Origin of the sequence: Paraburkholderia sp. J11-2, from assembly GCF_905220185.1 — a bacterium.
Lineage (GTDB): Bacteria > Pseudomonadota > Gammaproteobacteria > Burkholderiales > Burkholderiaceae > Paraburkholderia.
The window spans coordinates 42,562-66,810 of record NZ_CAJMYY010000005.1 but is presented as its reverse complement, the minus strand read 5'-3'; the positions used below and the strand labels follow the sequence as shown (position 1 = coordinate 66,810).

Sequence of the window (24,249 nt, the reverse complement as noted above, 5' to 3'; positions counted from 1 at the left end):
GGGCGTTAGCGGATAGCCCGCCAAAATTCCCGCCGTGACTGATCGTCAAGTGACGACTTTCGTTGGATAATAGTAAGAAAAACCAGCGAGAGAAGCATGAAAGGGAACATGAAAAGCACTGTGAAAGCCCAGCCGGCGGCGGAGTCGCGCCGCCGCGTTACGCGAGGCAAAAGTGCTCCCGTAGAGGGGATGCAGGACAGGGAGGACGTGCAGGCGGACCGCGCAACCTCGGGCGATACTCACGCGAAGCACCCGAAGCAAAAGATCGTACGGCGGCTGCCGCGCACCGAGCGCCGGGCGCTCGTTCTTGCCAAGGCCGCCGACTACTTCGCCGAGCACGGGTTGGAGGCACAGACACGGGCTATCGCGGAGGTATGTGGCATCTCCCAGCGATTGCTTTACAGCTTGTTTCCGAGCAAGGCGGCGCTGATCGAGGAAGTTTACAACCATGAAATTGCCGGCATCTTCAAGGCAATCTGGTTCGTCAATCTCAAGGATCGAGACGTGCCTGTCGAGGCGCGATTGATTGCTTTCTACCGCGAATACTATGAGACGCTGCTCACGCGTCGTTGGTTGCGGCTGTTCCTCTTTTCGTCGCTGGCGGGCCTGAGCATGGCGCCGACATACTCGAATGCAGTCATTTCCCACGCGCTCGAAATTGTCGTGACAGAAGCTGCTCATGAAGCAGGGCGATCGGTCCCGCCAACGCTCGACGGGCTCAAGGAGGTCGGCTGGATCTTGCACGGCGCCATTTCGCACCTTGCGATCCGTCGCCGCATCTATGGTCACGACGACGCGATGCCGGTGGAAGACGTTATTGCAATGACGGTGCGCGCGTTTCTGGCGAGCGTTCCGGCACTGCTTCCGCCGCTCACGCCTGCCTGACGCTTGAAGCGAGAACGGCGCTTGCGATTCAGTGCCGTTCTTCCGCACGCCCGGCTGCGGCCCTAAACAAACTGCACGTCTCCTTCAGGGCGCGCGAGCGCGCGCCCTTTCGCACACAGTTCGGCGGTTCTTGCGATCCTGACACGCGTGCGGCCGCGCGTCGCGCAAGTCGTCAGTTGACGACTTAGTGAATTGGGAATATTGTTCACCTGAAGCATCACTAATGATTGATGCGGCAAATCTGCCTTCGTAATTGCATGAAAGGTCATAGGAAAGTTGTCGTCATATGACGATTTTCTTTTCGAAAGGCGTATGTCGGTTTCGGCTGGCATGGCTGAAGTGCCGCAAACGAGTTCATGAAACCATCTGTCTTTTCTTATCATCGGCCGAGCACGGTGTGCGAGGCGCTGGCGTTACTTGCCGGGCACGGCATCGACGCGAAGGTGATCGCCGGTGGCCAGTCGCTTGTGCCGATGATGAACATGCGCCTCGCGCAGCCGACGCACGTTATTGACCTTAACGCGCTCGAGGAACTCACTGGTATCGCGCGCACCGCCGGCACGCTGTCGATCGGCGCGCTGACTCGCCATCACGAACTGGCGACGAGCCTGCTCGTGCGAGACGGCTGTCCACTTCTTGCGCGAGCCGCGGGCACGATCGGTCACTTCGCGATCCGCCAGAGGGGCACGCTCGGCGGGAGCATGGCGAATGCGGATCCGGCGGCCCAGTTGCCGTTGATCGCACGTACCTTGAACGCCCGGATCAAGGTGGCCGCGAGTGGAGGGACGCGCGAAATCGATGCGGCCGACTTCCTGCTCGCGACCATGACGACCTCGCTCGAGGCGGACGAGATCATCACCGCCGTTGACTTTCCGTGTGCGCAGCCCGGTGAAAAGCAGGGATTCGAGTTATTCAGCCGCCGTCAAGGCGACTTCGCGATCGCTGCCTGCGCGGTGACAACCGTAGTCGAAGCGGGGCGCCTCGCCGCATTGCGCATCGGCATAGGCGGCGTGGGCGACGTGCCTGTCACGCTCGACGAAGTCGCCGCCGATTTTGAGGGCGCTTTCGCGGACGCCACCACGGTCGCGCGCATCGGCAAGCGTGCGGCGGCAGCGGTCGAGCCTGCCGACCATCCGCATATCAGCGCCGCGTACCAGCGCGATCTTGTCGAGGCGTTGACCGCGCGCGCACTCGCGCGAGCATGCGGCATTGACGCGCTTAACACCGCGCACAACACGTGAAACGGCCATGGAAACGAAGCTGATCCACCTGGAAGTCAACGGCACGCGGCATGCGGTGCATTGCGATTCCCGCAAGCTCCTCTCGGACGCATTGCGCGAAGACTGCAGGCTGACCGGCACGCATGTCGGCTGCGAACACGGCGTCTGCGGCGCATGTACGGTACAGATCGACGGACAGCTTGCGCGAGCGTGCCTCACCTTCGCCGTGCAGGCGCAAGAGACGTGCATCACGACGATCGAAGGCATGGCGGCCGGCGCGCGGCTCTCAGCGCTCCAGCAGGCCTTCCACGAGTGCCACGCGTTGCAGTGTGGCTTTTGCACGCCCGGCATCGTGATGACGTTCGACGCGTATCTGCGGGAGAATCCGCAGCCGTGCGCGGTAGAGGTTCGCGAGGTGCTCTCGGGCAATCTCTGCCGGTGTACCGGCTATCAGAACATCGTGCGCGCAGTGCTGCTGGCAGCCGAACGCCTGCGTGGAGAGGCCGCCAATGTCTGAGACTGCATTTCGGTACCTGAACCGGCCCGCGCGCCGCCCCGAGGACTATCGACTGTTGACCGGCCACGGCCGCTATGTCGACGACATCGACATAGCCGGCGCGTTGCACGCCTGCTTCGTGCGCTCACCCCACGCGCATGCACGCATCGCGTCCATCTACACGAGCGAAGCGCTGGCGATGCCAGGCGTAATCGCAGTCGTCACCGGCAGCGATCTCTTGCAATGGACACGACCTCTGCGCATGGCGCCGCCGATCGAGGGGTTGCTTCCTGTCGAGGTAGAGGCGCTCCCGACCGAGGTGGTGCGGTTTCACGGCGATCCCGTAGCGTGCGTGGTGGCGATGGATCGTTATGCGGCCGAGGACGCGGCGGAAAAGGTCTACGTGGAGTTCGACCCGCTGCCGGCCGTGTCTGACATGTGGAGGGCGCTGGAAGCGGACGCGCCTCAGGTCGACCCGATGGTTCCCGGCAATTTGATCTCGCACCAGACCTTTGCGCATGGCGATCCGGGGGAGGCCGAGCGCACCGCGTACCGCGTTGTCGAGGCGACCTTCTCCCAGGCGCGCCAGACTCATGTGCCAATCGAGACGCGGGGTTGTGCCGCGGTCTGGGACCAGGGCCGCGAACATCTGACGTTTCATATCGGCTCGCAGGTGCCTCACCCGTTGCGTACGCAACTGGCTGCGCGCCTCGCGCTCGACGAATCCCAGGTCACGGTGATCTCGCCGGACGTGGGCGGCGCGTTCGGACAGAAGATCGCGCTGTATCGCGAAGAACTCGTTGTGGCTGCGCTTGCTCGCCATCTGCGCAGGCCCGTGCGTTGGCGAGAGGACCGGCTCGAGAACCTGAGTGCGGCCGCCCATTCGCGCGAGGACTTTTGCCGCACGCGGGCAGCCGTCGATCAGCAGGGTACCTTGCTGTCATTGACGCTCGAAATGCGTGAGGACTTCGGGGCGTATTGCTTCTTCCCCGCGAATTATCTTGCGCGCGTGGTCGCAATGATATTGAGCGGCCCATACCGGCTTGAACATTATGCGTTCGACGTCAAGGTCGTGCTCAGTCATAAATGCGGCAACGCTCCCATGCGCGCGCCGATGTCGATCACGAGTTGGGTGATGGACGGGACGATCGAGGCGATTGCGCGAGCGTTGGGTCTCGACCCGGTCGAGGTGCGGCGCCGCAACCTCATCAAGCCGCAGGAACTGCCCTGGCGGACGCCGACCGGCGAACTGCTCTCCGACATCACGCCCACCGAAACTTTCGAGACACTCGTGCGTGCCGTCGGCTACGAGGCGTTTCGCGTGCGGCAGCGCGAAGCGCGCGCCAAAGGGCGCTATTTGGGGCTTGGCCTGTGCAATGTCGTCGAACCGACGACCTACGGCTCGAAGTTCTATAAGGCGGCCGGCATACCAGGGTCGGGACACGAAGCCAGCTGGATACGGATAGAGCCGACTGGAGTGGTTAATGCGTCACTCGGGATCGGGCCGACCGGGCAGGGCTATGAGAGTGCGATGGCGAACGCGGTTGCGGAGGGCCTCGGCGTCGACCCTTCGCGCGTGATGATCCATATGGGACACACCGACGTCGCGCCTTACGGCATGGGAAGCCGTGGCGCGCGAAGCGCGACAGCCGGTGGCGGGGCGTTGTTCCTTTGCGCGCAGGAGGCCAGGCGTAAAGTCCTGGCAATCGCAGGCGCCCGTCTCGGCGAACCGGTTGATGCCCTTCGGATCGTGGATGGCTGCGTGGAGCGCCGGGATGGAGAGAAGTGGCTGGAAACAGGCGTGACATTGTCCGACATTGCGCGCCAGGCGTATCTGGACCCGACTTCGTTACCCGACGGATTGACGCCAGGCCTCGAGTTTCACCTGGCGTACGACCCGCCGGCGATGACGTACTCCAACTCGGCGCATGCGTGCGAAGTCGAACTCGACATTGCGACCGGTGCGTTGAGCCTCGTGCGATATGTGGTCGCGGAGGATTGCGGAACGTTGCTGAACCCTACAGTCGTGGAGGGCCAGCAGCACGGCGCCATCGCGATGGGTCTCTCGGGTGCATTGTTCGAGCAGATGATTTACGACGAAGCCGGGCAGAACACCACCGGATCACTTGCCGACTATCTGATTGCGACCTCAGCCGAGCTGCCCGATATCGAGATCATCCCGATGCACACGCCGAGCCGCTCGACCGCAGCCGGAATCAAGGGCATGGCTGAAGGCGGCGTCATGGGCGCGATCGGTGCCGTTACGAATGCGCTCAACGATGCGATGTCGCCATTCGGCGTGGTCGCCGACAGGCACCCGCTGACGCCGATGTTCATACGCGAGTTGTTGCGTGATTCACTTTGACTGGACGAAACGATATGAAAGAAGGCGTGACATTGCCCATTGTTGGATTCATCGGCCTCGGCATCATGGGGGGCGCGATGGCGGGCAGACTGATCGCGGCGGGCTATTCGCTGCATCTGTATAACCGTTCGCGCGAGAAGGCCGCGCCGCTTCTGGCATCCGGTGCTAAATGGCACGACACGCCGGGCTCGGTTGCGGCGGCATCCGACGTCATTGCGACAATCGTTGGTACACCTGATGATGTGCGCGCGCTCTACCTCGGCAGCGATGGGTTGATTGAGCATGCGAAGCCGGGCACGGTGCTGATCGACATGACGACTTCCAGCCCCGCACTGGCGCGCGAGATAGCCGTCAAAGGCGCCGCGCGCGGTGTCGAAGTGCTCGACGCACCCGTATCTGGCGGAGATGTCGGCGCACGCGATGGCCGCCTTTCAATCATGGTTGGTGGAGGGGCCGAGACGCTGACGCACGTCGAGCCGATCCTGCGTCACCTCGGGGCAAATATCGTGTTGCAAGGCGGCCCGGGCGCAGGCCAGCACACCAAGCTGTGCAATCAGATCGTGATTGCCTCGACGCTACTCGGTGTCTGCGAGGGTCTTGCATACGCGGCACGCGCAGGGCTCGATCCTCAGACGGTCCTCAACTCGATCGGCGGCGGTGCGGCGGGTAGCTTTCAGTTGAACAATCTCGGACCGCGCATTGTGCGTGGGGACTATGCGCCGGGCTTCATGATCGAACACTTCATCAAGGACATGCGCATTGCCGCCGAGGAAACGGCACAGATGGGGCAGGAATTGGCGGGCCTGGAACTCGTGCGCTCGATGTTCCGGCGTCTCGCCGAAGCGGGCCACGCGCGCTCGGGAACGCATGCACTGTCCAGAATGTATGACACGGAGCCGCTCGAATGAAGTTGACCGACATGTGCATGCTGCCTGCGCGACCGGATGTGGTCTGGGCGGCACTGAATGATCCACGGATTCTGGAGGCCGTGCTTCCCGGCTGCGAGTCGCTGCACATGGTCGATGAACGTCATTTCGAAGCGAAGGTGCAAGCGAGAGTCGGCCCGGTAAGCGCGACTTTCCGCGGCGCCGTGGAACTGACCGATCTGGAACCGCCGCATGCCTACACGATTATCGGCCGCGGAAATGCGGGCGCAGCGGGCTTCGCGAAGGTCGATGCGCGCGTGAGGCTGGAAGCGCAGGGCGACGCAACGCTGCTGATCTACGAGGCCGATGTCGAAGTGGGAGGGAAATTGATGAGCGTTGGTGCGCGCCTGATCCAGTCGGCCGCGGCCAGGCAACTCGAATCGTTTTTCGACGCGTTTCGCTTCCACATTGAACAAGGCGCTCTGAGGGATTCATCGGTCGCCTGCGCGGCGCTTGACGGGGCGGTCGCATTCCGGGTGGCGTCGGACGTCGCCGCTGCCGTCGAACAACCACGAGCCGACACTACCGCTCACCCGGATTCGCGAATCGGCGTTGGGTCGCGTACGACAGGCACGCGCCGTACAGCGTGGGCGACTTACGTTGCGACGGGCGTGGCAGCTGGTGTGGCTGGTCTCGTAATCGGTTTCGTAATAGGACACGGGTTTTGAGCAGGTCGCGAGCGTGACGTGAACTCGCGCGATGTTGGCATGAAGCATCGGTCAGCCCGCTTGCGACTTTCAGGAGAAGAAAGGATGTTGGTTGAAATGCGCACATACCAGATTGTACCTGGCAAGGTCGCCGAATTTCTCACCTTTTATGAACGCAATGGACTTCACATCATTTCGTTATATGCGCGCTTGCAAGGGTGCTGGACGAAGGAGTCAGGCACGCTGAACTCGGTTGTGTTCTGCTGGGCTTACGACAGCTACGCGCATCGCGCCGAGCAACGTGCAAAGCTCGCATGCGATCCAGAGTGGCTGGCATTTACGCCGAGCATGTTGCCTTACCTCGTGCATCAAGAGTCGGTGTTTCTTACGCCGGCGCCGTTTAGCCCAGCCGTGTGAACAGGCGGGGACAAGATCGCCGCGCGGCGCGTAAAAGCAGTCAAATCGATTTAAGGATTACTGAATCAATGGAACATTTCACTTACCACAACCCAACGAGAATCATTTTTGGCGAAGGCCAGATTGCTGCGCTCGACGCGGAAATCGCGCGCGACGCAATCGTGCTGATTACGAGTGGTGGCGGCAGCATCAAACGCAACGGCGTCCTCGAGGAGGTCGAAGGCGCACTCGGTGAGCGCAAGTACTTCGTATTCGAAGGCATCGAGCCGAACCCCACGTACGAAACACTCATGAAAGCCGTCGCGCTCGCCCGCGAAAAGAAGGTCGATTTCCTGCTCGCGGTGGGCGGCGGCTCGGTGATCGACGGAACGAAGTTCATTGCGGCAGCGCTCAAGTTTGACGGCGAGCCTTGGGACATCCTTGCGAAGCAGGTACAGGTACGCGATGCGGTGCCGTTCGGCTGTGTCTTGACGCTGCCGGCCACCGGCTCCGAAATGAACAACGGAGGCGTGATCAGCTATCGCGAGAAAGGGGACAAGCTGCCGTTTCGCAGCGAGGCGACGTATCCGCGCTTTTCAGTGCTCGACCCGACGACGACCTTTTCGCTGCCCGCGAGGCAGATTGCGAACGGCGTGGTGGATGCGTTCGTCCACGTCGTCGAGCAATACCTCACCTATCCGGTTCAAGCGAAGGTGCAGGACCGCTTTGCCGAAGGGCTGCTGCTCACGCTGACGGAGGTGGGCCCCGAGGCGATGGCGAATCCTCACGACTACGACGTGCGCGCCAATGCCATGTGGGCGGCCACATTGGCACTGAATGGTCTGATCGGGGCGGGCGTACCGCAGGACTGGGCTACGCACATGCTGGGTCACGAAATCACGGCGCTTCACGGGCTCGACCACGCGCAAACGCTGGCGATCGTGCTGCCGGCCATGCTCGAAGTACGCAGGGAGGAGAAGCGGTACAAGCTGCTTCAGTATGCGGAGCGTGTCTGGAATATCAGGGACGGGAGTGAGGACGACCGCATCACCGCAGCGATTGAAGCGACACGGGAGTTCTTCGAACGCATGACCGTCAGGACGCACTTGAGCGACTACCAGATTGACGGCAGTTCGGTCGAGCCCCTGCTCGCCAAGCTAATGGAGCACGGCATGACGGCGCTCGGAGAACACGGAGATATCACACCGGACGTAAGCCGACGGGTCTACCAGCTCGCGGTGTAAAGGTGCCACCCATCGTTTAACCGATTACTGGAATTGTCATGAGAATTGGATTTATTGGCCTTGGATCGATGGGCTCCGCGCTTGCGAAGAACCTCCTCGAATCCGGGCATGAGGTGCACGTATATAACAGGAGTCCCGAACGCGCCGAGCCATTGCGTCAAGCCGGAGCCATCGTCGCGGCCTCGCCTGCGCAGGCGGCTTACTCGGCGGATGTCGTGTTTTCCATGGTGGCCGACGATGCGGCGCTCACCGCCGTCACTCGCGGCGAGACAGGCATTGTCTCGGGAATGCGGGCTGGTGCAGTGCATGTCTCGATGAGCACGATCAGCGTCGCAGCAGCGCGCGAGTCTGCCGATTTTCATCGCGAGGCAGGGTTCGGCTTCGTCTCGGCTCCTGTGTTCGGCCGGCCCGATGCGGCTGCGGCGCGAACGCTTTTTATCATGGCGGCGGGCGCCGACGAGCATCTGGAGGCCGTGGTGCCATTGCTCGATCAGCTCGGCCAGTCGGTGGGGATTGTCGGCACCGACCCGTCTCACGCGAATCTGGTGAAGCTGATTGGCAACTTCATGCTGTCGGGCGTGATTGAAATGCTTGGGGAGGCGTGTGCGGTTGCGGGCAAGGCTGGCATCGAACCGTCGCACCTCGTTGGGTTGCTGACCACGACGATCTTCAATTCGCCAGCGTTCAGGATTTACGGGTCGCTGATCGCGAAACGGCAATTTCAGCCAGCGGGTTTCGCGCTGCCACTCGGTCAGAAAGACAATCGTCTGATCATGGCTGCCGCGGAGGCACTCGGTGTCCCGATGCCCCTTGCCAACCTTGTTCACGATCGCTTCGTCACCTTGCGTGCGCAGGGCTATGGAGCGGAGCATGACTGGGCTGCGGTTGGACTCTGCGCACAGCTCGACGCTGGGCTCGGCCGTCTCCCCCAGGACGGCTGAGCGCACAACGGTCGTTGGCCCCGACAGGGCGGCGGCACCGCTGCCCTGCGTTTCGAGACGAACGGCTGCGATAATTCAGAGGAAATTTCAAATGATTGACCTGCGTAGTGATACCGTCACCCGTCCCGGCCCGGCCATGCTGGCTGCCATGAGTGCTGCCGAAACTGGCGACGACGTGTGGGGCGACGACCCGACTGTCCTGCGCCTGCAAACTGCTGTCGCTGAACGCTCCGGCAAGGAAGCGGGCCTGTTCTTTCCGAGCGGTACGCAGGCCAATCTCGCCGCGTTGATGGCGCATTGCGAGCGCGGCGATGAGTACATCGTCGGCCAACTGGCCCACACATACAAGTACGAAGGCGGCGGGGCGGCGGTGCTGGGCAGCATCCAGCCGCAGCCGATCGAAAATGCCGCCGATGGCACGCTGCCCATCGAGAAGATGGTCGCCGCGATCAAACCGATCGACAATCATTTCGCGCGAACGCGGCTGTTGGCGCTCGAGAACACGATTGGCGGCAAGGTGCTTGCGCAGGAATACGTGACGCAAGCCACTGCGCTTGCGAAGAGCAGGGGGCTCGCTACGCACCTCGACGGCGCGCGCTTGTTCAACGCGGTCGTCGCGTCGGGACGGCCTCTCGCGGAGTTGGGCGCGCCCTTCGATTCAATCTCGATCTGCTTCTCGAAAGGACTGGGAGCGCCGGTTGGCTCGGTGCTTGTGGGCAGCAATGCGCTAATCGAACGCGCGCGTCGCTGGCGCAAGATGCTCGGTGGCGGCATGCGCCAGTCGGGCGTGCTGGCGGCCGCCTGCCTTTATGCGCTGCAGCACAATGTCGAGCGCCTCGGCGAGGATCATAGTAACGCCGAGTATCTTGCGCGCAAGCTGGCGGAAGTCGAGGAGATGCGCGTGCAGTCGCAGGCGACTAACATGGTCTTCGTGCAAATCCCCGAGACGCACTGCGCGACACTCGAGATATGGCTCAAGGAGCGCGGGATCCTGACGCAGATGCTGTACGCATCGCGCTTTGCCACACACCTTGACGTCTCACGTGCCGATATCGACACGTTTGTCGACGCCGTGAAGGGCTATTTCGCGCGCTGAAGACCTCGCGTGCTGCCGGCGGCACAGTCCGGCAAGCACGCGTGTGTTTGCATGTTCAGGCCCAATTGAGCCGCCGTGGCGTTAAGTGAGACCTCTTTCAAGGCTGCTTGTATAGCGTGGCGTCAACAACGCGCTGCGCCCCGGCGTTTTCGAGCGCTGCGATGGTCGACGCGTTACCTTGCTGGACTGCGACCTGCAGCGCAGTTCTCCCGAGCGCGTCGACATGTTCGGGATTTGCTCCTCGGGCAACGAGTTGCGGCACGAGATTGGCCCGTCCGAACAGCGCCGCAAATGAAAGCGCCGTTTCGCCGGCATTGTTCGTCTCGTCGATCGGGCAGCGCGCTTTCATCAGGCGTTCAGACAGCGCGGTATCGCCCTTGAAGATCACGCCCATCAGTGCGGTGTTGCCGTGCTGGTCGCCGATGCACGGATTCGCTCCGGCGTGCAGCAGATAGTCGAGCGCGGCGCCTTGATGCCGGTAGGCCGCGAGAATGACCGCCGTATAGCCTTCGCGGGTCGTGGCGTCGATCGGATAGCCCGCCGCGACGAGACCCTGCAGAATGTCGACGCGGCCTGCGCGCGCCGCGTCGAACCAGTCGTCGTCGTAACGGCGCAGATCCTGCTGCGCCCCCGCATTGACGGCCAAAGTTGCGGGCAGCGCGCTCGACGCACAACCGGCAGCCGCGGCCGCCACGCCAGCCAGTGCAGTTACGCAAAGTGCGCGCCAGAGGACGGGGCGCAATCGTTTCATCGTCTCGCTCCTGCGCAAGAGTTTGCAGAACACGGCAAGCTGGCCCGGCGGCCGGATGGCCGCCATTGCCCGCTGCTCGTTAGTTATCCGAAAGTTTTGAGGCAAGCGATTTCACGCGGGACAAATCGGCATGCGTTGCACTTGCAAGACGTGTGCCGTAATCGGCATCGGCCTTATAGAAGTACGAGAGCATCGTGTACTTGTTCGCGTCGTTGGTCACGTGATCGAGGTCGCCGGACAGCGCAGTCACGAGGTCCTGCTTGTCCTGCTCGGACAGGGTACGGTAATACTCGCCCGCCTGGCGGAAATCGAGCGTCTTATGGATCGCCATTTGCTGAGTCGTGCCGGACAGGGGCGTCTGCACATATTTGTAGCGCGGATCCTGTGGGATTTCGCCCAGAGTAGACGGCTCATAGTTCACCTCGCCCTTGCGGTCGCCGAAATTCATCATGCCGTCCTGATTGTTATTCACAACCTGCACGCGCGGGCGATTGATCGGCAAGCTATTGAAATTCGGACCGAGCCGGTACATCTGCGTGTCGGCATAGGCGAACATGCGGCCCTGCAGCATGCGGTCTTCAGACGGTTCGATGCCCGGCACCAGGCGCGAAGGCGCGAACGCGGACTCTTCGGTGCTCTCGAAGTAGTTGTCCGGAACGCGGTTGAGCGTGAGCGTGCCGATCTTGCGTTCAGGCACGTTGTCCCAGACCTTCGTATCGTCGAGCGCGTCGTAGTCGAACTTGTACAGGTCCTGTGGATTCAGCACTTGGATATAGAGATCCCACTTAGGATCGTCGCCTGCTCTCAATGCTTTGTAGAGGTCGTCGGTCATGAGATTCCAGTCCGCGCCGATCGAGCCGGGAATATCCTGAGGACGAATGCCATGCACGCCCTGCTCACTCTTGAAGTGAAACTTCACGTAATTAACCTGGCCCTGCGCGTTGACGAATTTGAACGCATGCACACCAAAGCCGTCCATATGGCGGTACGAATCAGGCATGCCTTCATCCGTGTAGAGATGCGTGAGCATGTTGGTCGCTTCGGGCGTATGCGCGAAGAAGTCGAATGCGAGATTTGCATCCTGAACGCCCGTCACCGCGCCTGGTTTGTTCGCGTGGACGAAGTCGGGGAACTTGATGGCGTCGCGGATAAAGAAGATCGGCCAATTGATGCCCACGATGTCCCAGTTGCCCTGGGTCGTGTAGAACTTGATCGCGAAGCCACGTGGATCGCGCGCCTGCTCAGGCGAACCGCGATAGCCCATCACCGTAGAAAAACGGACAAAAACCGGTGTTTTCGAGCCAGGCTTGAACACTTGCGCCATCGTCAGGTCACTGATATCGGCAGTGCTCACGAAGTCGCCGAATGCGCCGGTGCCGCGCGCGTGCACGACGCGCTCGGGAATGCGTTCGCGATCGAAGCGCTGCAATTTCTCGATCAGCTGGGAGTCTTGCAGTAGCGTTGGACCTTCCGGGCCGGCAGTCTGTGAATTCTGATTGTCGCCGACCGGTGATCCGTTGTCGCGCGTCATATCCGCGGCGTAAGGAGTCGACATCATCGCGGCACACGTTGCTGCTATGAGGCCCTTTGCTATTTGCTTCGCTTTTACTGACATTTCGATTTCTCTCCGGCTTGAACGGTTGACTACTCAAAACGCAGATCGATTAGACGAAAGCTGCTAGTTCGAGTCCAATTGAAAATGGAAATGACAGCGATAGTTGTGAATGCATCTAATATGAAATGCACTCGAAAATGACGAATTTGTAATCCGTGAGACAGATTGCCGTCGGAAAAATAATTGCAGAATTCGATCATTGTGGCAGTCACGCCGGATGTCGACAAAAGGGGTTCTTATCATGCGCATTCTGATCGTCGAAGATGAGCCAAAGATGGCGTCCTACCTTCGCAAGGGCTTGCTGGAATCCAGCTTTCGCGTCGACGTCGCACTCGAAGGCAAAGAAGGTCTATTTCTCGCGTTGCACGAGGACTATGATGCGATCGTTCTGGATGTCATGTTGCCTGAGCTTAACGGCCTCGAAGTACTCAAACGCTTGCGCGAGCAAAAGCGCACGCCAGTGTTGTTGCTGACGGCGCGTGATGCCGTTGAAGACAAGGTTGTCGGATTCGAGTCAGGTGCCGATGACTATCTGTCAAAGCCATTCGCGTATGCGGAGCTCCTGGCCCGAATCCATGCGTTGCTGCGAAGGCCGGTGAAATCGGTCGGTACTGTCCTTACGATAGGCGACTTGGAGATCGATCTCGCGAAGCGTCGAGTTCGGCGCGGCAGTGCGCGCATCGAATTGACGGCGCAGGAGTTCTCGCTCTTGAAGCTCTTCGCCGAACGCAAAGGCGAGGTACTCACGCGCACTTTCGTCACTTCGCAAGTATGGGACATGAATTTCGACAGCGACACAAACGTTGTCGACGTCGCCATCAAACGCCTGCGCGCGAAGATCGACAATCCCTTCGGGAACAAACTCTTGCATACCGTGAGAGGCATGGGGTACGTAATGGAATGGCGGCCATGAGTGCCGAAACAAGGGCATACTCGCTGCTCCGGCGGCTAAGCTTCGCGTTCACCGCCGTTGCGATCGTCGTGCTATCGCTCGCAGGCGGGCTGCTTTACCACGCGTTGTCGCGCGATCTCAGGCGGCACGACGATAACGAGATTACGGTCAAACTTCGCGAATTGCTCATCGAGGCGCACGGGTTCGGTTCGACCTCGGCGGTGGCACGCATGAGTGATCTCTTTCGCGACGAAATGCGTTCGCACCCTGCCATGACGTTCGCGATACTGGATAGTCAAGGCGACGTACTAGCCGATTCCGGCCGCCCTTTGCAGCACCTGACGTCGCCCGGCCCCGGCGCGCCCGGGCAAGGGGAGCCCTGGTCGTGCAGTCCGCCATCCATAGGTGCCGCGCGTTGCGTATACGGCGACAGCGTGTTGCCTTCAGGCGAGAAGATCCGCGTGCTGCTCTCGCACGGCGCTTCGGAAAGGAATGACTTGCTTGGTCAGTATCAAGGCGACGTATGGGGCGTGTTGCTGGCGGGTTCCGTGCTGATGGGCCTGCTAGGCTATCTGATAGCCAGGCGAGGATTGAGGCCGGTGAAGACGATAGGCCGTCGCATCTCGCGCATCGAGACCCATAACCTCGGGGAGCGGCTCGATATAGATGGCGGTCCCGTTGAACTGCGCGACATTGCGGTGCCGGTGAACCGCATGCTCGACAGGCTCGAGCGCGCGTTCGCGCGTCTCTCGCAGTTTTCATCCGATCTCGCGCACGATATGCGAACGCCGCTAGCCAATATCATCAGCGCATCGCAGGTTACCTTGTCGCGCGAAAGAACGATCGAGGAATACGAAACACTCATCGACTCCAATATCGAAGAATGCGAGCGGCTACAGCGCATGATCGAGACGATGCTGTTCCTCGCGCGAGCCGAGCATGCGAAGGAATCGCTGAGACTCTCCGATCTCGATTGCGAAACTGAGTTTGCGAGGCTTACCTCGTTTTTCGAGGGTGTTGCCGACAACAAAGGCGTCCGCTTCGTTGCGCAGGGGGCACAAAGCGTGCGTGCCGATCCAACGTTGTTTTTACGTGCGCTCAGCAACCTGGTATCGAATGCGCTCAACTATGCGGAACCCGGGTCCGAAGTGGCGCTGCGCACTTATCGATCTGGAGATTGCATTGCGGTGGCCGTGACGAACGTGGGGCCTGGCATTGCGCCGGAGCATATCGGCAAGATCTTCGATCGCTTTTATCGCATCAACGCCGCGCGCAAGGGGTCTGCAAAGAACATGGGTCTTGGGCTCGCAATTGTCAAGTCGATCATGGAACAGCATCGAGGTGCGGTTGATGTCGTGAGTCGCGGTGGCATTACGACGTTTACGCTTCTTTTTCCTGTGCTATCGCACCACTAAGGCCTTCGGCGCCTTCACGTTGTTTCAGGCGGCGGGCGGTGGCTGATGGAATCGCGCAGATTCCATGGTTGCCGTAGACGTGTCCGATCCCCGCAAATGACTTTTGCTACCAGTAACAACCACTGCCATGAAACGACTCCTGCTTGCTCTGATGCTTTCAACTTCACTGAGCGCGTGTGCGAGCGAAGCCCACGCGCTGAGTGCCCGCTCGCGCAATGATTCGTCGAAGAGAGTCCTGGTCGATTACGCGGGAGAAGCCTGTGGGAATCAGAACTTGCATGTCAAAGCGCCTGTGTGCCTTTTCCCTCACTACGAGTGAGGGAGCAGATGACTGAATCGTAATCGGAAACTCAGTTGTCCGACATGACGCGCATCTATGATGGACATACCGGACTGCATTTCGAGAACAGATGTGATGAAATTTCCTAAGCAAATCGTGTCATTGATCGTATCTCCGTGCATCGCCCTCGGAATAGTGGGGCATGCATTTGCGGATCAGGACAATGGGGCACCGAATTCGCTATCCACCGCGATACAACGCAGCCCCGAGGAGTTGCAGCAGCTTGTCGCGCCCATAGCGCTCTATCCCGATACGCTGGTCGCACAGATCCTGGCAGCCGCAACTCACCTGGCGGAGGTGGTTTCGGCGAACCGCTGGATGCAAGCGCATGCGCAACTGAAAAGCGACGCGCTGGCCGCTCAGGTGGATCAGCAGTACTGGGATCCCAGCGTCAAGGCGCTCACCGAATTTCCGGCGGTGTTGAGCAATATGGACGAGAACGTGGTCTGGACATCGTCGCTTGGTGACGCGTACCTGAGCCAGCCTCAGCAGGTGATGGCCGCCATACAGGCGTTGCGTCAGCGGGCGCTGGCGGCGGGCAACCTTCAGGCCAATGCACAGCAAACGGTCACGTCCGAAGGCGACCTGATCAGCATCGCGCCGGCTGCACCCGACGTCGTGTACGTGCCCGAATACGACCCATCGCTCGTCTATGGTGCGCCGTTGGCAGCCTGGCCGGGCTGGTATCCGTACACGAGCCTCTACCTGGGCGGCCCGGGAATCGTGTTCGGCAGCGGATTCGCACTGGGTTACTTTGGCGGCTACGGATGGGGCTGGCATCACTGGAGGCCGGACTGGCATCGCCATACAGTGACGTACGATCACAGCCCATATGTATGGCACGATCGCAGTCTCGCGGACGCCGGGCATGAGTTGCATAGCCGCGACAGTTTCAATCGTCCCATGGATTCATTGCGTCAGCAGGGATCATTCGCGGAGCACGGCGCATATCCCCAGCATGGTCCTTTTGGCGAGCATGGCGCGTTCTCCCAGCGCGACTCCTTCGTGATGCCGGACACGCATGTTCGTTCGGCGCCATTGCAGGCAGGCGTCCAACCCCACGCGATGTTGGGGAGCGACCTCGGCCGCTTCGGGGGTGTCGGTCAGGCAGGCTTCGGCCACGCGGGATTCGGCGCGGCGCGCTCAGGCTTGAGCGCCATGGGACACTTCGCGGGCGGGCATGTGGGAGCGGCTGCGCATGGCGGAAGCGGGCGCGGATAGTGCCATCGTGAACGAGTCCGTGAGATCGTTGCGGTCACACCCGCGCGGGTAGTTCAACGCGCGGGCGAACCTTGCATCAAAGAGGACTACGATGCGAATCGTTGTCGAGCCTGCTCGAGTTCTTCCATGTGCGTTTCGACCCAGTCCCAGATTCCGCAGATCTCTTCCAGAAGACTCCCGCCAAGCGGAGTTAGCGTGTAGTCGACGTGTGGCGGTATGACCGGGTGAACGTAGCGTGAAAGGAGGCCGGCACTCTCGAGTTGGCGCAAGGTCTTTGTCAGCATTTTCGGGCTGACTCCGGGAATGCCGTCGCGCAGCTCTGAAAAGCGCATCTTGCCGCGCGTGCCCAATGCATCGATCACGAGAATGGTCCACTTGTCGGCAATCTGGCCAATCAGCGCACGCGCGAGATCGTCAGCTTTCCGCCGGGGATCGCTAGTCGCGAGAGGCGTGTCGTGGCCATGTGTTTCCGTGGCGTATCGCAAAGCTTTCAGCCCTTTATATGCATGGGTTCACTACGGCATGAACAACATGCTGGTACGAGAAATCTCCGCACCATTGCGTTTCGCCGGTTGTACGCGGCGTCGCGTTCTAGTCGCGAGGTACGATCTCAATCCAGTTCGCGCCACTTCCTCCGCGAGTGCGTGAGTGCAGTGTCAGCGCGCCAGACTTCGCATCGATGCCATAAAGCGAGACTTGCGTGGACTTCTCTCCGCATACGAGAAGAAAGCGGCCGGAAGGGTCGATGGAGAAGCCACGTGGTTGCGTCTCCGTTTCGAAGTCGCCAGCTTGCTCGAGTGCGCCATTGGGCGTGACATGCAAAGCAAAGATGCGGTTTGTCGTGCGCTCCGAAATGTAGACGTATTGTCCGTCGGGGCGTACGTGAATGTCGGCGGCCCAGATCAGCGACGTGAGCGTTGCGGGGTCGGGTTGGGAGTCGGTAGCTGGAGGGCGGACAAAGCCGTCGAACATGCCTGCGAGCGCATGCGGTCGCGCAGATACGCTGTGCAGCACCAGCTTTCCGCTATCGCCAATGCGCCGGAACACGGCCACAGTTGCGCGAAATTCGCTCAGGACATAGAGCCAGTTACCGTCCGGCGAAAGACGCATATGTCGCGGGCCGAAGCCTTGGTCGAGCGTGACTGTCTCGATCATGCCAAGCGGTTGTGCAGCGTTCTCATCGATCGAGCAGCACAGGATTTCGTCGTTTGCGAGCGACGTGACATAGGCGAAGCGATTATCGTCCGTCACGACTACCGAGTGTGCATTGCGCACGCCGCGTAGTGTTTGCACCGGCTTCGGATCGCCGCGATCGAGGCGTGCGACGCTATACACGACGACTTCATGGCTGCCGTATGCGGCGCCGAACAAGAAGCGGTCAGTGCGGTCGAGCGCGAGCGCAACGAGGCTCGCATCGATCGCGACCCGATAGTCCGTCGTGAGACGGCCGGCGAACGAGTCGAGCGTGCATTTCACGAGCGATGGCGCGGCGCCGCGCGTAGCCGCGAAAACGGTTTGCCGTCCGGCGCTTATCGCGAGCGGCATGACGTGAGCGCCGACCCGATGCCGCTCGCCGGCGCGCAAGGAGGGTGCTGAAGCGCCGAACCCGTAGGTCGCAATGTCGGCGTCTTCGGAGTTCGAGACTAGTGCGATGCAATTTTCCAGCATGTTCTTGACGCTCTATGTGTGGGTGGCCGCCTGCAGCCACCCGATAGCAGCAGATAGCGCGAATCCGTTCGTGCGCTATCAGTCGATCTCTTCTACCCGGCCAGCGAATTCCGCAAGACAGCCGAAGCCTCCGTGGAAGAGCGCTTCGCGCTCATCTTCCTTCGCGCCTGTCGAGACGATCTCGCTTGCATAGCGCTCTGCATCGTCCTGAGGCTGGTAGCCAAGCAAGCGCGCGTTCGAATTGTCCCAACGATTGCGCGCGTTGTCGGAGACACCGTAGGCGACAACGAAGTGATAGTCCGGGTGATCGATTGCGCGCTGCACCAGCTGGACCGTGTCGCGATGGCTGATCCAGGTGTAGAGGTGGCGCGGCGCGGTGGGTTTGTCGTCTGGGCGGAACGACCCAATGCGCAGACAGGCGACCGAAAGCCCGTACTTGTCCGCATAGAGTCGTCCGACCGCCTCGCCGAAAACCTTCGAGACGCCATACCGGCTGTCGGGTCGGGGCGTGACCTGATCGTCGATCATGCGGTCGCGACGGTGAAATCCCACTGCGTGATTCGAGCTTGCAAAGATGACGCGCTTCACGCCAGCAACGCGTGCCGCTTCGAAGACGTTGTAGCAGCCTTCAATATTCATCCGGTGGATACGCTCCCACGTGTCTTCATCGGCAATGCCGGCGAGGTGAACGACACACTCGATGCCTTCCATCGCATGCGCGAGCTGAGCGGGGTCGGTAATGTCAACCTTCACGACTTCCTCGCCGGCTTGCGCGGGCGCTTGTGCTGCGATGTCGGCGAGCCTGATGAGCGGGTAGCGGCGCTTCAGTCCCTCTCGCAACACGCGGCCGATGTGCCCGGCCGCACCGGTAATTAACACTCGCTTCATATCAACTCTCCTGATTCAATGGCGTTGCTGTGATTGCGTAGGTCTACTGTGCAACGCAAACTTGAAGATGGGTTGCCGCGAGGCCTATTGCTTCTCTTTCGCGCCGACGTTAGCGGCGTTGCGGCGGTGATAGGCCTCGAGGTAAGCGTCGCGCGCGGGGACCAGATGCTCACGGCAAAGCTCGACTAGCTTGAGCTGGTCCTGGCCTGCCAACGCTTCGAGCATTGCATGGTGCTCGGTGCGTGCCTTTTCGAGGTAGTGCGGAAAAAGCAGCGAAGCCGAACGAATGGGGTGCGTGCGCCGCTCGTACTCGCGTATCGCCTCGGTCAGCGCCTGATTGTCGGAAAGCGCAAACAGTGCGTGGTGAAAATCCATATTCGCGCGGAACACGGCGCGGAGGTTGCCGGCTTGTGCTGCCGCATCGTGCGCCTTCTGGATCTCGACAAGCTCGGCCAGTTGCTCAGGCGCGACCGGCAGCGCGATGCGTTGCGCCGCATTCGTCTCGAGTATTTCGCGAACCGAATACAGTTCCATCACTTCGCGCGGCGAGTACGACTTCACGAGCGCGCCCACGTTCTTGCGGCGTTCGATGAGACCGCGCTGCTCGAGCTCGGCGAGCACGAGGCGCGCAACGTGCCGCTTGAGCGCGAAGCGCTCGCACAGTTCGTCTTCCACGAGCCGTTCGCGCGGATGCAGCACGCCAAGCACGATTTCCTCTTCGAGCGTGTCGGAGACGCGCGCAACGTTCATGTCGATATCGCGGTCGCGCACGGCAGGCTGCGCTTGCACGGGGGTTTTCTGGGGAGTGGAGACGCTTTTCATGTCGGCAGATTCGGTTACGGAACCCGGGTGAACTCGCAGGAGGCGAGCAGTATATCGGCAATTCTGCCCGCGGATTCTCGCGTGCGGCGCACCCGCTGTGCGCGCCGCACCGCGCAATCCGTGGTGGAGCCGCATTGCGTCTTCAGCCCCGTGGTTTCGGTACTTTCGCCGTCATTTCCGCCGCCGCGAGGAAGTCGAAGTCGCAGCCCTGGTCCGCTTGCGTGATCGAGGTGAGGAACAGCTTGCGGTAGCCGCGCGCCGCCGGATCCTGCGTGCGGGGCGCCAGACTTTGCGCGCGCCGCGCGAGTTCCTCCTCGCTCACGAGCACATCTATCGAGCGATTCGCGACGCTCAGGCGGATCCGGTCGCCGCTCTGGACGAGTGCAAGCGGGCCGCCGATCGCGGACTCGGGCGTCACGTGCAGCACGATCGTGCCCGCCGCCGTACCGCTCATGCGGCCGTCCGACACGCGCACCATGTCCTTGACGCCAAGCTTCGCGAGCTTTTTCGGGATCGGAATGTAGCCCGCTTCCGGCATGCCCGGCGCGCCGATCGGGCCGATGCCCTTGAGCACGAGCACGTCGTCGGCCTCGACATCGAGTTCGGGATCGTCGATGCGCCGGGCGAGGTCCTCGGCGTTCTCGAATACCACGGCGCGCGCCTCGTGCTCCATCAACGCGGGATTGGCCGCCGACTGCTTGATGATCGCGCCGCCCGGCGCCAGGTTGCCGTGCAGCACGGCAACGCCGCCTTGCGGATAGATCGGCTTGTCGAACGGACGCACCACCTCCTGTGAGAAGCTTGCAGGCGCCGCATCGAGCTCTTCGCCGAGCGTTCTGCCAGTGACCGTGAGGGTGTCCAGGTGCAGGAGCGGCCTGATTTCGCGCAGCACCGTAGTGAGGCCGCCGGCCTTGTGCAGGTCCTCCATGTAGTGTTTGCCCGATGGCTTCAGATCCACAAGCACCGGTGTTTCGCGTGCCATGCGGTCGACTTCGCCGAGATCGATCTCCACACCTAGCCGTCCGGCAATCGCCGTGAGATGGATGATGCCGTTGGTCGAACCGCCGATGGCGAGCAGCACGCGCAACGCGTTTTCGAAGGCGTCGGGCGTGAGGATGCGCTCGGGTGTGAGCTGTTGCCCGATCATGGCGACCGCCGTCGCGCCCGTGCGCTCGGCGATGCGGATGCGATCCGCCGTGACGGCGGGCGCGCTTGCGCCGCCCGGCAGCATGATGCCAAGCGCCTCGGCAATGCAGGCCATCGTGCTCGCCGTGCCCATGACCGAGCAGGTGCCGACCGTCGGGACGAGCTGGTTGTTGACTTCGTCGATTTCGTGCGCGTCGATTTCCTCGCCGCGGAATCGCGCCCAGAACCGGCGGCAATCGGTGCAGGCGCCCACGCGCTCTCCGCGGTGGGAGCCGGTGAGCATGGCGCCCGTGACGAGCTGGATCGCTGGCACGCCGGCCGCCGCTGCGCCCATCAGCTGAGCAGGCACCGTCTTGTCGCAACCGCCGATGAGCACGACCGCGTCCATGGGCTGCGCGCGGATCATCTCTTCGGTGTCCATCGACATCAGATTGCGCAAATACATGCTCGTCGGATGCGAGAAGCTCTCCGCGATCGAGATCGTCGGAAACTCGATGGGCAGGCCACCCGCGAGCATCACGCCACGCTTGACCGCCTCGATCAGTTGCGGGGCGTTGCCGTGGCACGGGTTATAGCCGCTGCCCGTGTTCGCGATGCCGACGATAGGCCGCGACAGCGCGTCTTCCGTGTAGCCCGCCCCCTTGATGAAGGCCTTGCGCAAGAACAGCGAGAAGCCTTCGTCACCGTAGTTGGTGAGCCCTTTTTTCAGTCCGGATTGCACAGATTTCTTGTCCATAATGTCATCGATGAGATTATCAATAATCCTTGACGCCCATCTTATCTACTTTTATATTGGGCTGCAAGTCACCTGCCGGCACACGGTGCCGGAGCCAGTTCGAAAGGGAATGATTCATGATGAGAAAGCGTGTTGTGCTGTATCGGCCGGTGCCGGCGGACGTGCTCGAAAGTCTGCGTGCGCGCTTCGACGTGACCGCATTCGATGAGGTAAGCGAAGCGAATCGGCCGCAGTTCGTTCAGGCGCTGGGCTCGGCGCACGGCATCATGGGCAACACCCTGAAGATCACTGCGGCGCTGCTGGACGCGGCGCCCGAGCTGGAAGTGGCCTCGACGATTTCCGCGGGCTACGACGCATTCGACGTCGAAGCGCTCACGCGCCGGGGCGTCGTGCTCACGAACACGCCCGACGAGGTGACGGAAACCACGGCGGATCTCGTGTTCGCGCTGTTGCTTTCGAGCGCGCGCCGCGTGGTCGAACTCGCGAACTGGGCCCGCGCAGGCGAGTGGCGGGGCGGCGTGAGCGAGCATTACTTTGGCATGGACGTGCACGGACGCACGCTCGGCATCGTGGGGCTCGGCCGCATCGGCGCGGCGGTGGCCCGGCGGGCCGCGCAGGGCTTTGGCATGCGCATTCTCTTCACGAAGCGGCGGCCCGACCCGCATGCCGAGTCGGCCTGGGGAGCGCAACGCTGCGAACTCGACGCGCTGCTGGCGCAATCCGACTTCGTTTGCACGATGGTGCCGCTGTCGAGCGAAACCCATCATCTGATTGGCGCGCGCGAGCTCGGACTCATGAAGCCCGACGCGATCCTGATCAATGCATCGCGAGGGCCGGTTGTCGACGAAGCAGCGCTCATCGCTGCGCTGGAATCGGGGCAAATACGCGGCGCCGGGCTCGACGTGTTCGAGCGCGAGCCGCTGCCGGCAGACTCGCCGCTCTATTCGCTGCCGAACGTCGTTGCGCTCCCTCATATCGGCTCCGCAACCCGCGCCACACGCGAAGCCATGGCGCGCCGCGCCGCGGAGAATCTGATTGCGGCGCTCGAGGGGCGCCACGTGTCGACGATCGTCAATCCGCAGGTCATGGAATTACGGCGCGCACGAGGTGTTTGCATGTGATTAGCACCGCGTCGTGGCGATGCTCACGACCTCAGGCTGAAGCGTTAATGGCGCAATCAATTTGAAATTGAATATACAGGTTTTTGAAAAGTAGTTAGTAAACCGAATTAAATGGAGACGCAGATGCGTGGCAGGTATCGATACACCGTGGCGGGACTGTTGTTCGCCGCGGGCATGATCAACTACATGGACCGGGCGGCGCTGGGCGTGGTCGCACCGATCATCAGCAAGGACCTGAGCCTGTCGCCGTCGCAGCTTGGCGTGATCTTCAGCAGCTTCTTCTTCGGCTACTCGATCTTTTCGTTCGTCGGTGGCCATCTCGCGGACCGGTTTGGACCGACACGCGTGTTTTCGTGGGCGATGGGAGCGTGGTCGCTGCTGTGCGGCATGACCGTGGCCGCCACGGGTTTCGTCTCTCTGTTCATCCTGCGAGCGCTCTTCGGTTTTGGCGAGGGTCCGATGAATTCGACCACGAACCGCGCAATCACGAACTGGTTTCCGCGCGACGAGACCGCAACCATGATCGGCTTTACGTTCTCCGGGCAAACCTTCGGCAATGCGGTGGCGGGTCCGCTGGTCGGGCTCGTGGCGGTCGCCTTCGGCTGGCGCGTGTCGTTCGTGATCGTCGCGCTACTGGGCTTCCTGTGGATTGCCGTCTGGCGGTTGTTCGTCACCGACACGCCTGCGCAGAGCCGGCGTGTTGGCGTGCAGGAGCGCGAACTCATCGAGCGCAGCCGTAACGCGGCGCATCCCGCCGAAGAAGGCGACGACGGCTTGCCGCTGCGTGCCTACCTGGTTCGGCCAAGCACGCTCGCACTGGGCGTCGGTCTCTTCGCAGTGAACTACACGCTTTTCATCTTCATTTCGTGGCTGCCGAGCTACTTCACGAACGCGCTGCATCTCGACCTTACGCAGATGAGCTTGATGACGGCGATTCCCTGGGCGTGCGGCGCAATCGGCTATTTCGGCGGCGGCCTCGCTGCGGACGTGCTGTTCCGGCGCATGGACAACAAGTTGCTGGCGCGAAAGATCGCGGCGGTCTTGCCGCTTGCGCTTTCTGGCCTCGCGATGCTGGCGGTGAGCTTCGTCAGTTCCACCGCGCCGGCTGTCGCATTGGTCGCGGCTGCGGTGCTGTTTCTTACGGCTTCGTCACAGGCAGTGTGGGCGGTGGTCCACGAGCTTGTACCGAGCCGGCATCTCGGCGGCGTCAGTGGTTTCGTGCATCTGATGGCGAATATCTCAGGAATTATCGGTCCGACGGTCACAGGCCTCGCGGTCGAATATTTTGGCGGTTATAGCACCGGGTTCGCACTGGGCGCCACGATCGATCTGATCGGCGTGCTCGCCATGACGTTCGTGGTGCGCAGCCGCACCAGCGTGCGCTCGGCGACCTCGGGCGCAACGATGTAACGAATGAA

22 protein-coding genes are annotated in these 24,249 nt (G+C 61.6%); 15 read left to right on the top strand and 7 right to left on the bottom strand.

Going from position 1 to position 24,249, the window contains the following annotated elements:
• The first annotated feature begins 96 nt into the window (after positions 1-96).
• From U5A57_RS08780 to ltaE, 10 genes are all read left to right on the top strand, one after another.
• On the top strand, positions 97-885 hold the full coding sequence (locus tag U5A57_RS08780; protein ID WP_321909963.1) for a TetR/AcrR family transcriptional regulator: 789 nt from the start codon (positions 97-99) through the stop codon (positions 883-885).
• 356 nt (positions 886-1,241) lie between these two features.
• The gene (locus U5A57_RS08775) at positions 1,242-2,126 is read left to right on the top strand and encodes a xanthine dehydrogenase family protein subunit M (RefSeq protein WP_321909962.1); all 885 of its coding nucleotides are present in this window, start codon (positions 1,242-1,244) and stop codon (positions 2,124-2,126) included.
• A 7-nt stretch (positions 2,127-2,133) separates the two neighbouring features.
• Entirely contained in the window at positions 2,134-2,622 is a 489-nt protein-coding gene (locus U5A57_RS08770; RefSeq protein WP_321909959.1) for a (2Fe-2S)-binding protein, read from the top strand.
• The gene (locus U5A57_RS08765) at positions 2,615-4,966 is read left to right on the top strand and encodes a xanthine dehydrogenase family protein molybdopterin-binding subunit (protein ID WP_321909957.1); all 2,352 of its coding nucleotides are present in this window, start codon (positions 2,615-2,617) and stop codon (positions 4,964-4,966) included. The genes U5A57_RS08770 and U5A57_RS08765 overlap by 8 nt, the downstream gene beginning before the upstream one ends.
• 14 nt (positions 4,967-4,980) lie before the next feature.
• The gene (locus tag U5A57_RS08760) at positions 4,981-5,874 is read left to right on the top strand and encodes an NAD(P)-dependent oxidoreductase (RefSeq protein WP_321909955.1); all 894 of its coding nucleotides are present in this window, start codon (positions 4,981-4,983) and stop codon (positions 5,872-5,874) included.
• Positions 5,871-6,560 carry a carbon monoxide dehydrogenase subunit G gene (locus U5A57_RS08755; protein ID WP_321909953.1) on the top strand — a complete coding sequence of 230 codons (690 nt, stop codon included), beginning with the start codon at positions 5,871-5,873 and terminating at the stop codon, positions 6,558-6,560. The genes U5A57_RS08760 and U5A57_RS08755 overlap by 4 nt, the downstream gene beginning before the upstream one ends.
• 84 nt (positions 6,561-6,644) lie before the next feature.
• The gene (locus U5A57_RS08750) at positions 6,645-6,956 is read left to right on the top strand and encodes an NIPSNAP family protein (RefSeq protein ID WP_321909951.1); all 312 of its coding nucleotides are present in this window, start codon (positions 6,645-6,647) and stop codon (positions 6,954-6,956) included.
• Between the two features lie 68 nt (positions 6,957-7,024).
• Positions 7,025-8,179: an iron-containing alcohol dehydrogenase gene (locus U5A57_RS08745; protein WP_321909949.1), complete on the top strand. Its 1,155-nt coding sequence runs from the start codon at positions 7,025-7,027 to the stop codon at positions 8,177-8,179.
• Positions 8,180-8,217: 38 nt separating this feature from the next.
• Positions 8,218-9,120 carry an NAD(P)-dependent oxidoreductase gene (locus U5A57_RS08740; protein ID WP_321909947.1) on the top strand — a complete coding sequence of 301 codons (903 nt, stop codon included), beginning with the start codon at positions 8,218-8,220 and terminating at the stop codon, positions 9,118-9,120.
• Between the two features lie 91 nt (positions 9,121-9,211).
• Positions 9,212-10,216: a low-specificity L-threonine aldolase gene (ltaE, locus tag U5A57_RS08735; protein WP_321910407.1), complete on the top strand. Its 1,005-nt coding sequence runs from the start codon at positions 9,212-9,214 to the stop codon at positions 10,214-10,216.
• A gap of 97 nt (positions 10,217-10,313) precedes the next feature.
• Here the strand turns inward: ltaE and U5A57_RS08730 are convergent, their stop codons facing one another.
• Positions 10,314-10,967, bottom strand: coding sequence for an ankyrin repeat domain-containing protein (locus tag U5A57_RS08730; protein WP_321909945.1), 654 nt, complete (start codon positions 10,965-10,967; stop codon positions 10,314-10,316).
• A 79-nt stretch (positions 10,968-11,046) separates the two neighbouring features.
• Positions 11,047-12,525 (bottom strand): catalase, encoded by a 1,479-nt coding sequence (locus U5A57_RS08725; protein WP_415774593.1) that lies wholly within the window; start codon positions 12,523-12,525, stop codon positions 11,047-11,049.
• A 298-nt stretch (positions 12,526-12,823) separates the two neighbouring features.
• Here U5A57_RS08725 and U5A57_RS08720 point away from each other — a divergent pair, with 298 nt between their 5' ends.
• From U5A57_RS08720 to U5A57_RS08710, 3 genes are all read left to right on the top strand, one after another.
• The gene (locus tag U5A57_RS08720) at positions 12,824-13,495 is read left to right on the top strand and encodes a heavy metal response regulator transcription factor (RefSeq protein ID WP_321909942.1); all 672 of its coding nucleotides are present in this window, start codon (positions 12,824-12,826) and stop codon (positions 13,493-13,495) included.
• Complete coding sequence (locus tag U5A57_RS08715) at positions 13,492-14,889, top strand: heavy metal sensor histidine kinase (RefSeq protein ID WP_321910406.1); 1,398 nt, start codon at positions 13,492-13,494, stop codon at positions 14,887-14,889. Before U5A57_RS08720 ends, U5A57_RS08715 begins: the two co-directional genes overlap by 4 nt.
• 415 nt (positions 14,890-15,304) lie before the next feature.
• Positions 15,305-16,450, top strand: coding sequence for a DUF3300 domain-containing protein (locus U5A57_RS08710; protein ID WP_321909940.1), 1,146 nt, complete (start codon positions 15,305-15,307; stop codon positions 16,448-16,450).
• Positions 16,451-16,536: 86 nt separating this feature from the next.
• Here the strand turns inward: U5A57_RS08710 and U5A57_RS08705 are convergent, their stop codons facing one another.
• The 5 genes from U5A57_RS08705 to U5A57_RS08685 all read right to left on the bottom strand — a co-directional run bounded on the left by U5A57_RS08705 (position 16,537) and on the right by U5A57_RS08685 (position 21,710).
• The gene (locus U5A57_RS08705; RefSeq protein ID WP_321909938.1) at positions 16,537-16,935 is read right to left on the bottom strand and encodes a helix-turn-helix domain-containing protein; all 399 of its coding nucleotides are present in this window, start codon (positions 16,933-16,935) and stop codon (positions 16,537-16,539) included.
• 106 nt (positions 16,936-17,041) lie between these two features.
• Positions 17,042-18,118, bottom strand: coding sequence for a lactonase family protein (locus U5A57_RS08700; RefSeq protein WP_321909937.1), 1,077 nt, complete (start codon positions 18,116-18,118; stop codon positions 17,042-17,044).
• Between the two features lie 78 nt (positions 18,119-18,196).
• A complete protein-coding gene (locus tag U5A57_RS08695; RefSeq protein WP_321909935.1) occupies positions 18,197-19,006 on the bottom strand; it encodes an NAD(P)-dependent oxidoreductase in 810 nt (269 codons plus the stop codon).
• 84 nt (positions 19,007-19,090) lie between these two features.
• A complete protein-coding gene (locus U5A57_RS08690) occupies positions 19,091-19,828 on the bottom strand; it encodes a GntR family transcriptional regulator (RefSeq protein ID WP_415765393.1) in 738 nt (245 codons plus the stop codon).
• A gap of 142 nt (positions 19,829-19,970) precedes the next feature.
• On the bottom strand, positions 19,971-21,710 hold the full coding sequence (locus U5A57_RS08685; RefSeq protein WP_321909934.1) for an IlvD/Edd family dehydratase: 1,740 nt from the start codon (positions 21,708-21,710) through the stop codon (positions 19,971-19,973).
• A gap of 119 nt (positions 21,711-21,829) precedes the next feature.
• Between U5A57_RS08685 and U5A57_RS08680 the strand changes: the two genes are divergently transcribed.
• A complete protein-coding gene (locus U5A57_RS08680) occupies positions 21,830-22,831 on the top strand; it encodes a D-glycerate dehydrogenase (protein WP_321910402.1) in 1,002 nt (333 codons plus the stop codon).
• Between the two features lie 123 nt (positions 22,832-22,954).
• Entirely contained in the window at positions 22,955-24,241 is a 1,287-nt protein-coding gene (locus U5A57_RS08675; RefSeq protein WP_321909932.1) for an MFS transporter, read from the top strand.
• Positions 24,242-24,249: the final 8 nt, after the last annotated feature.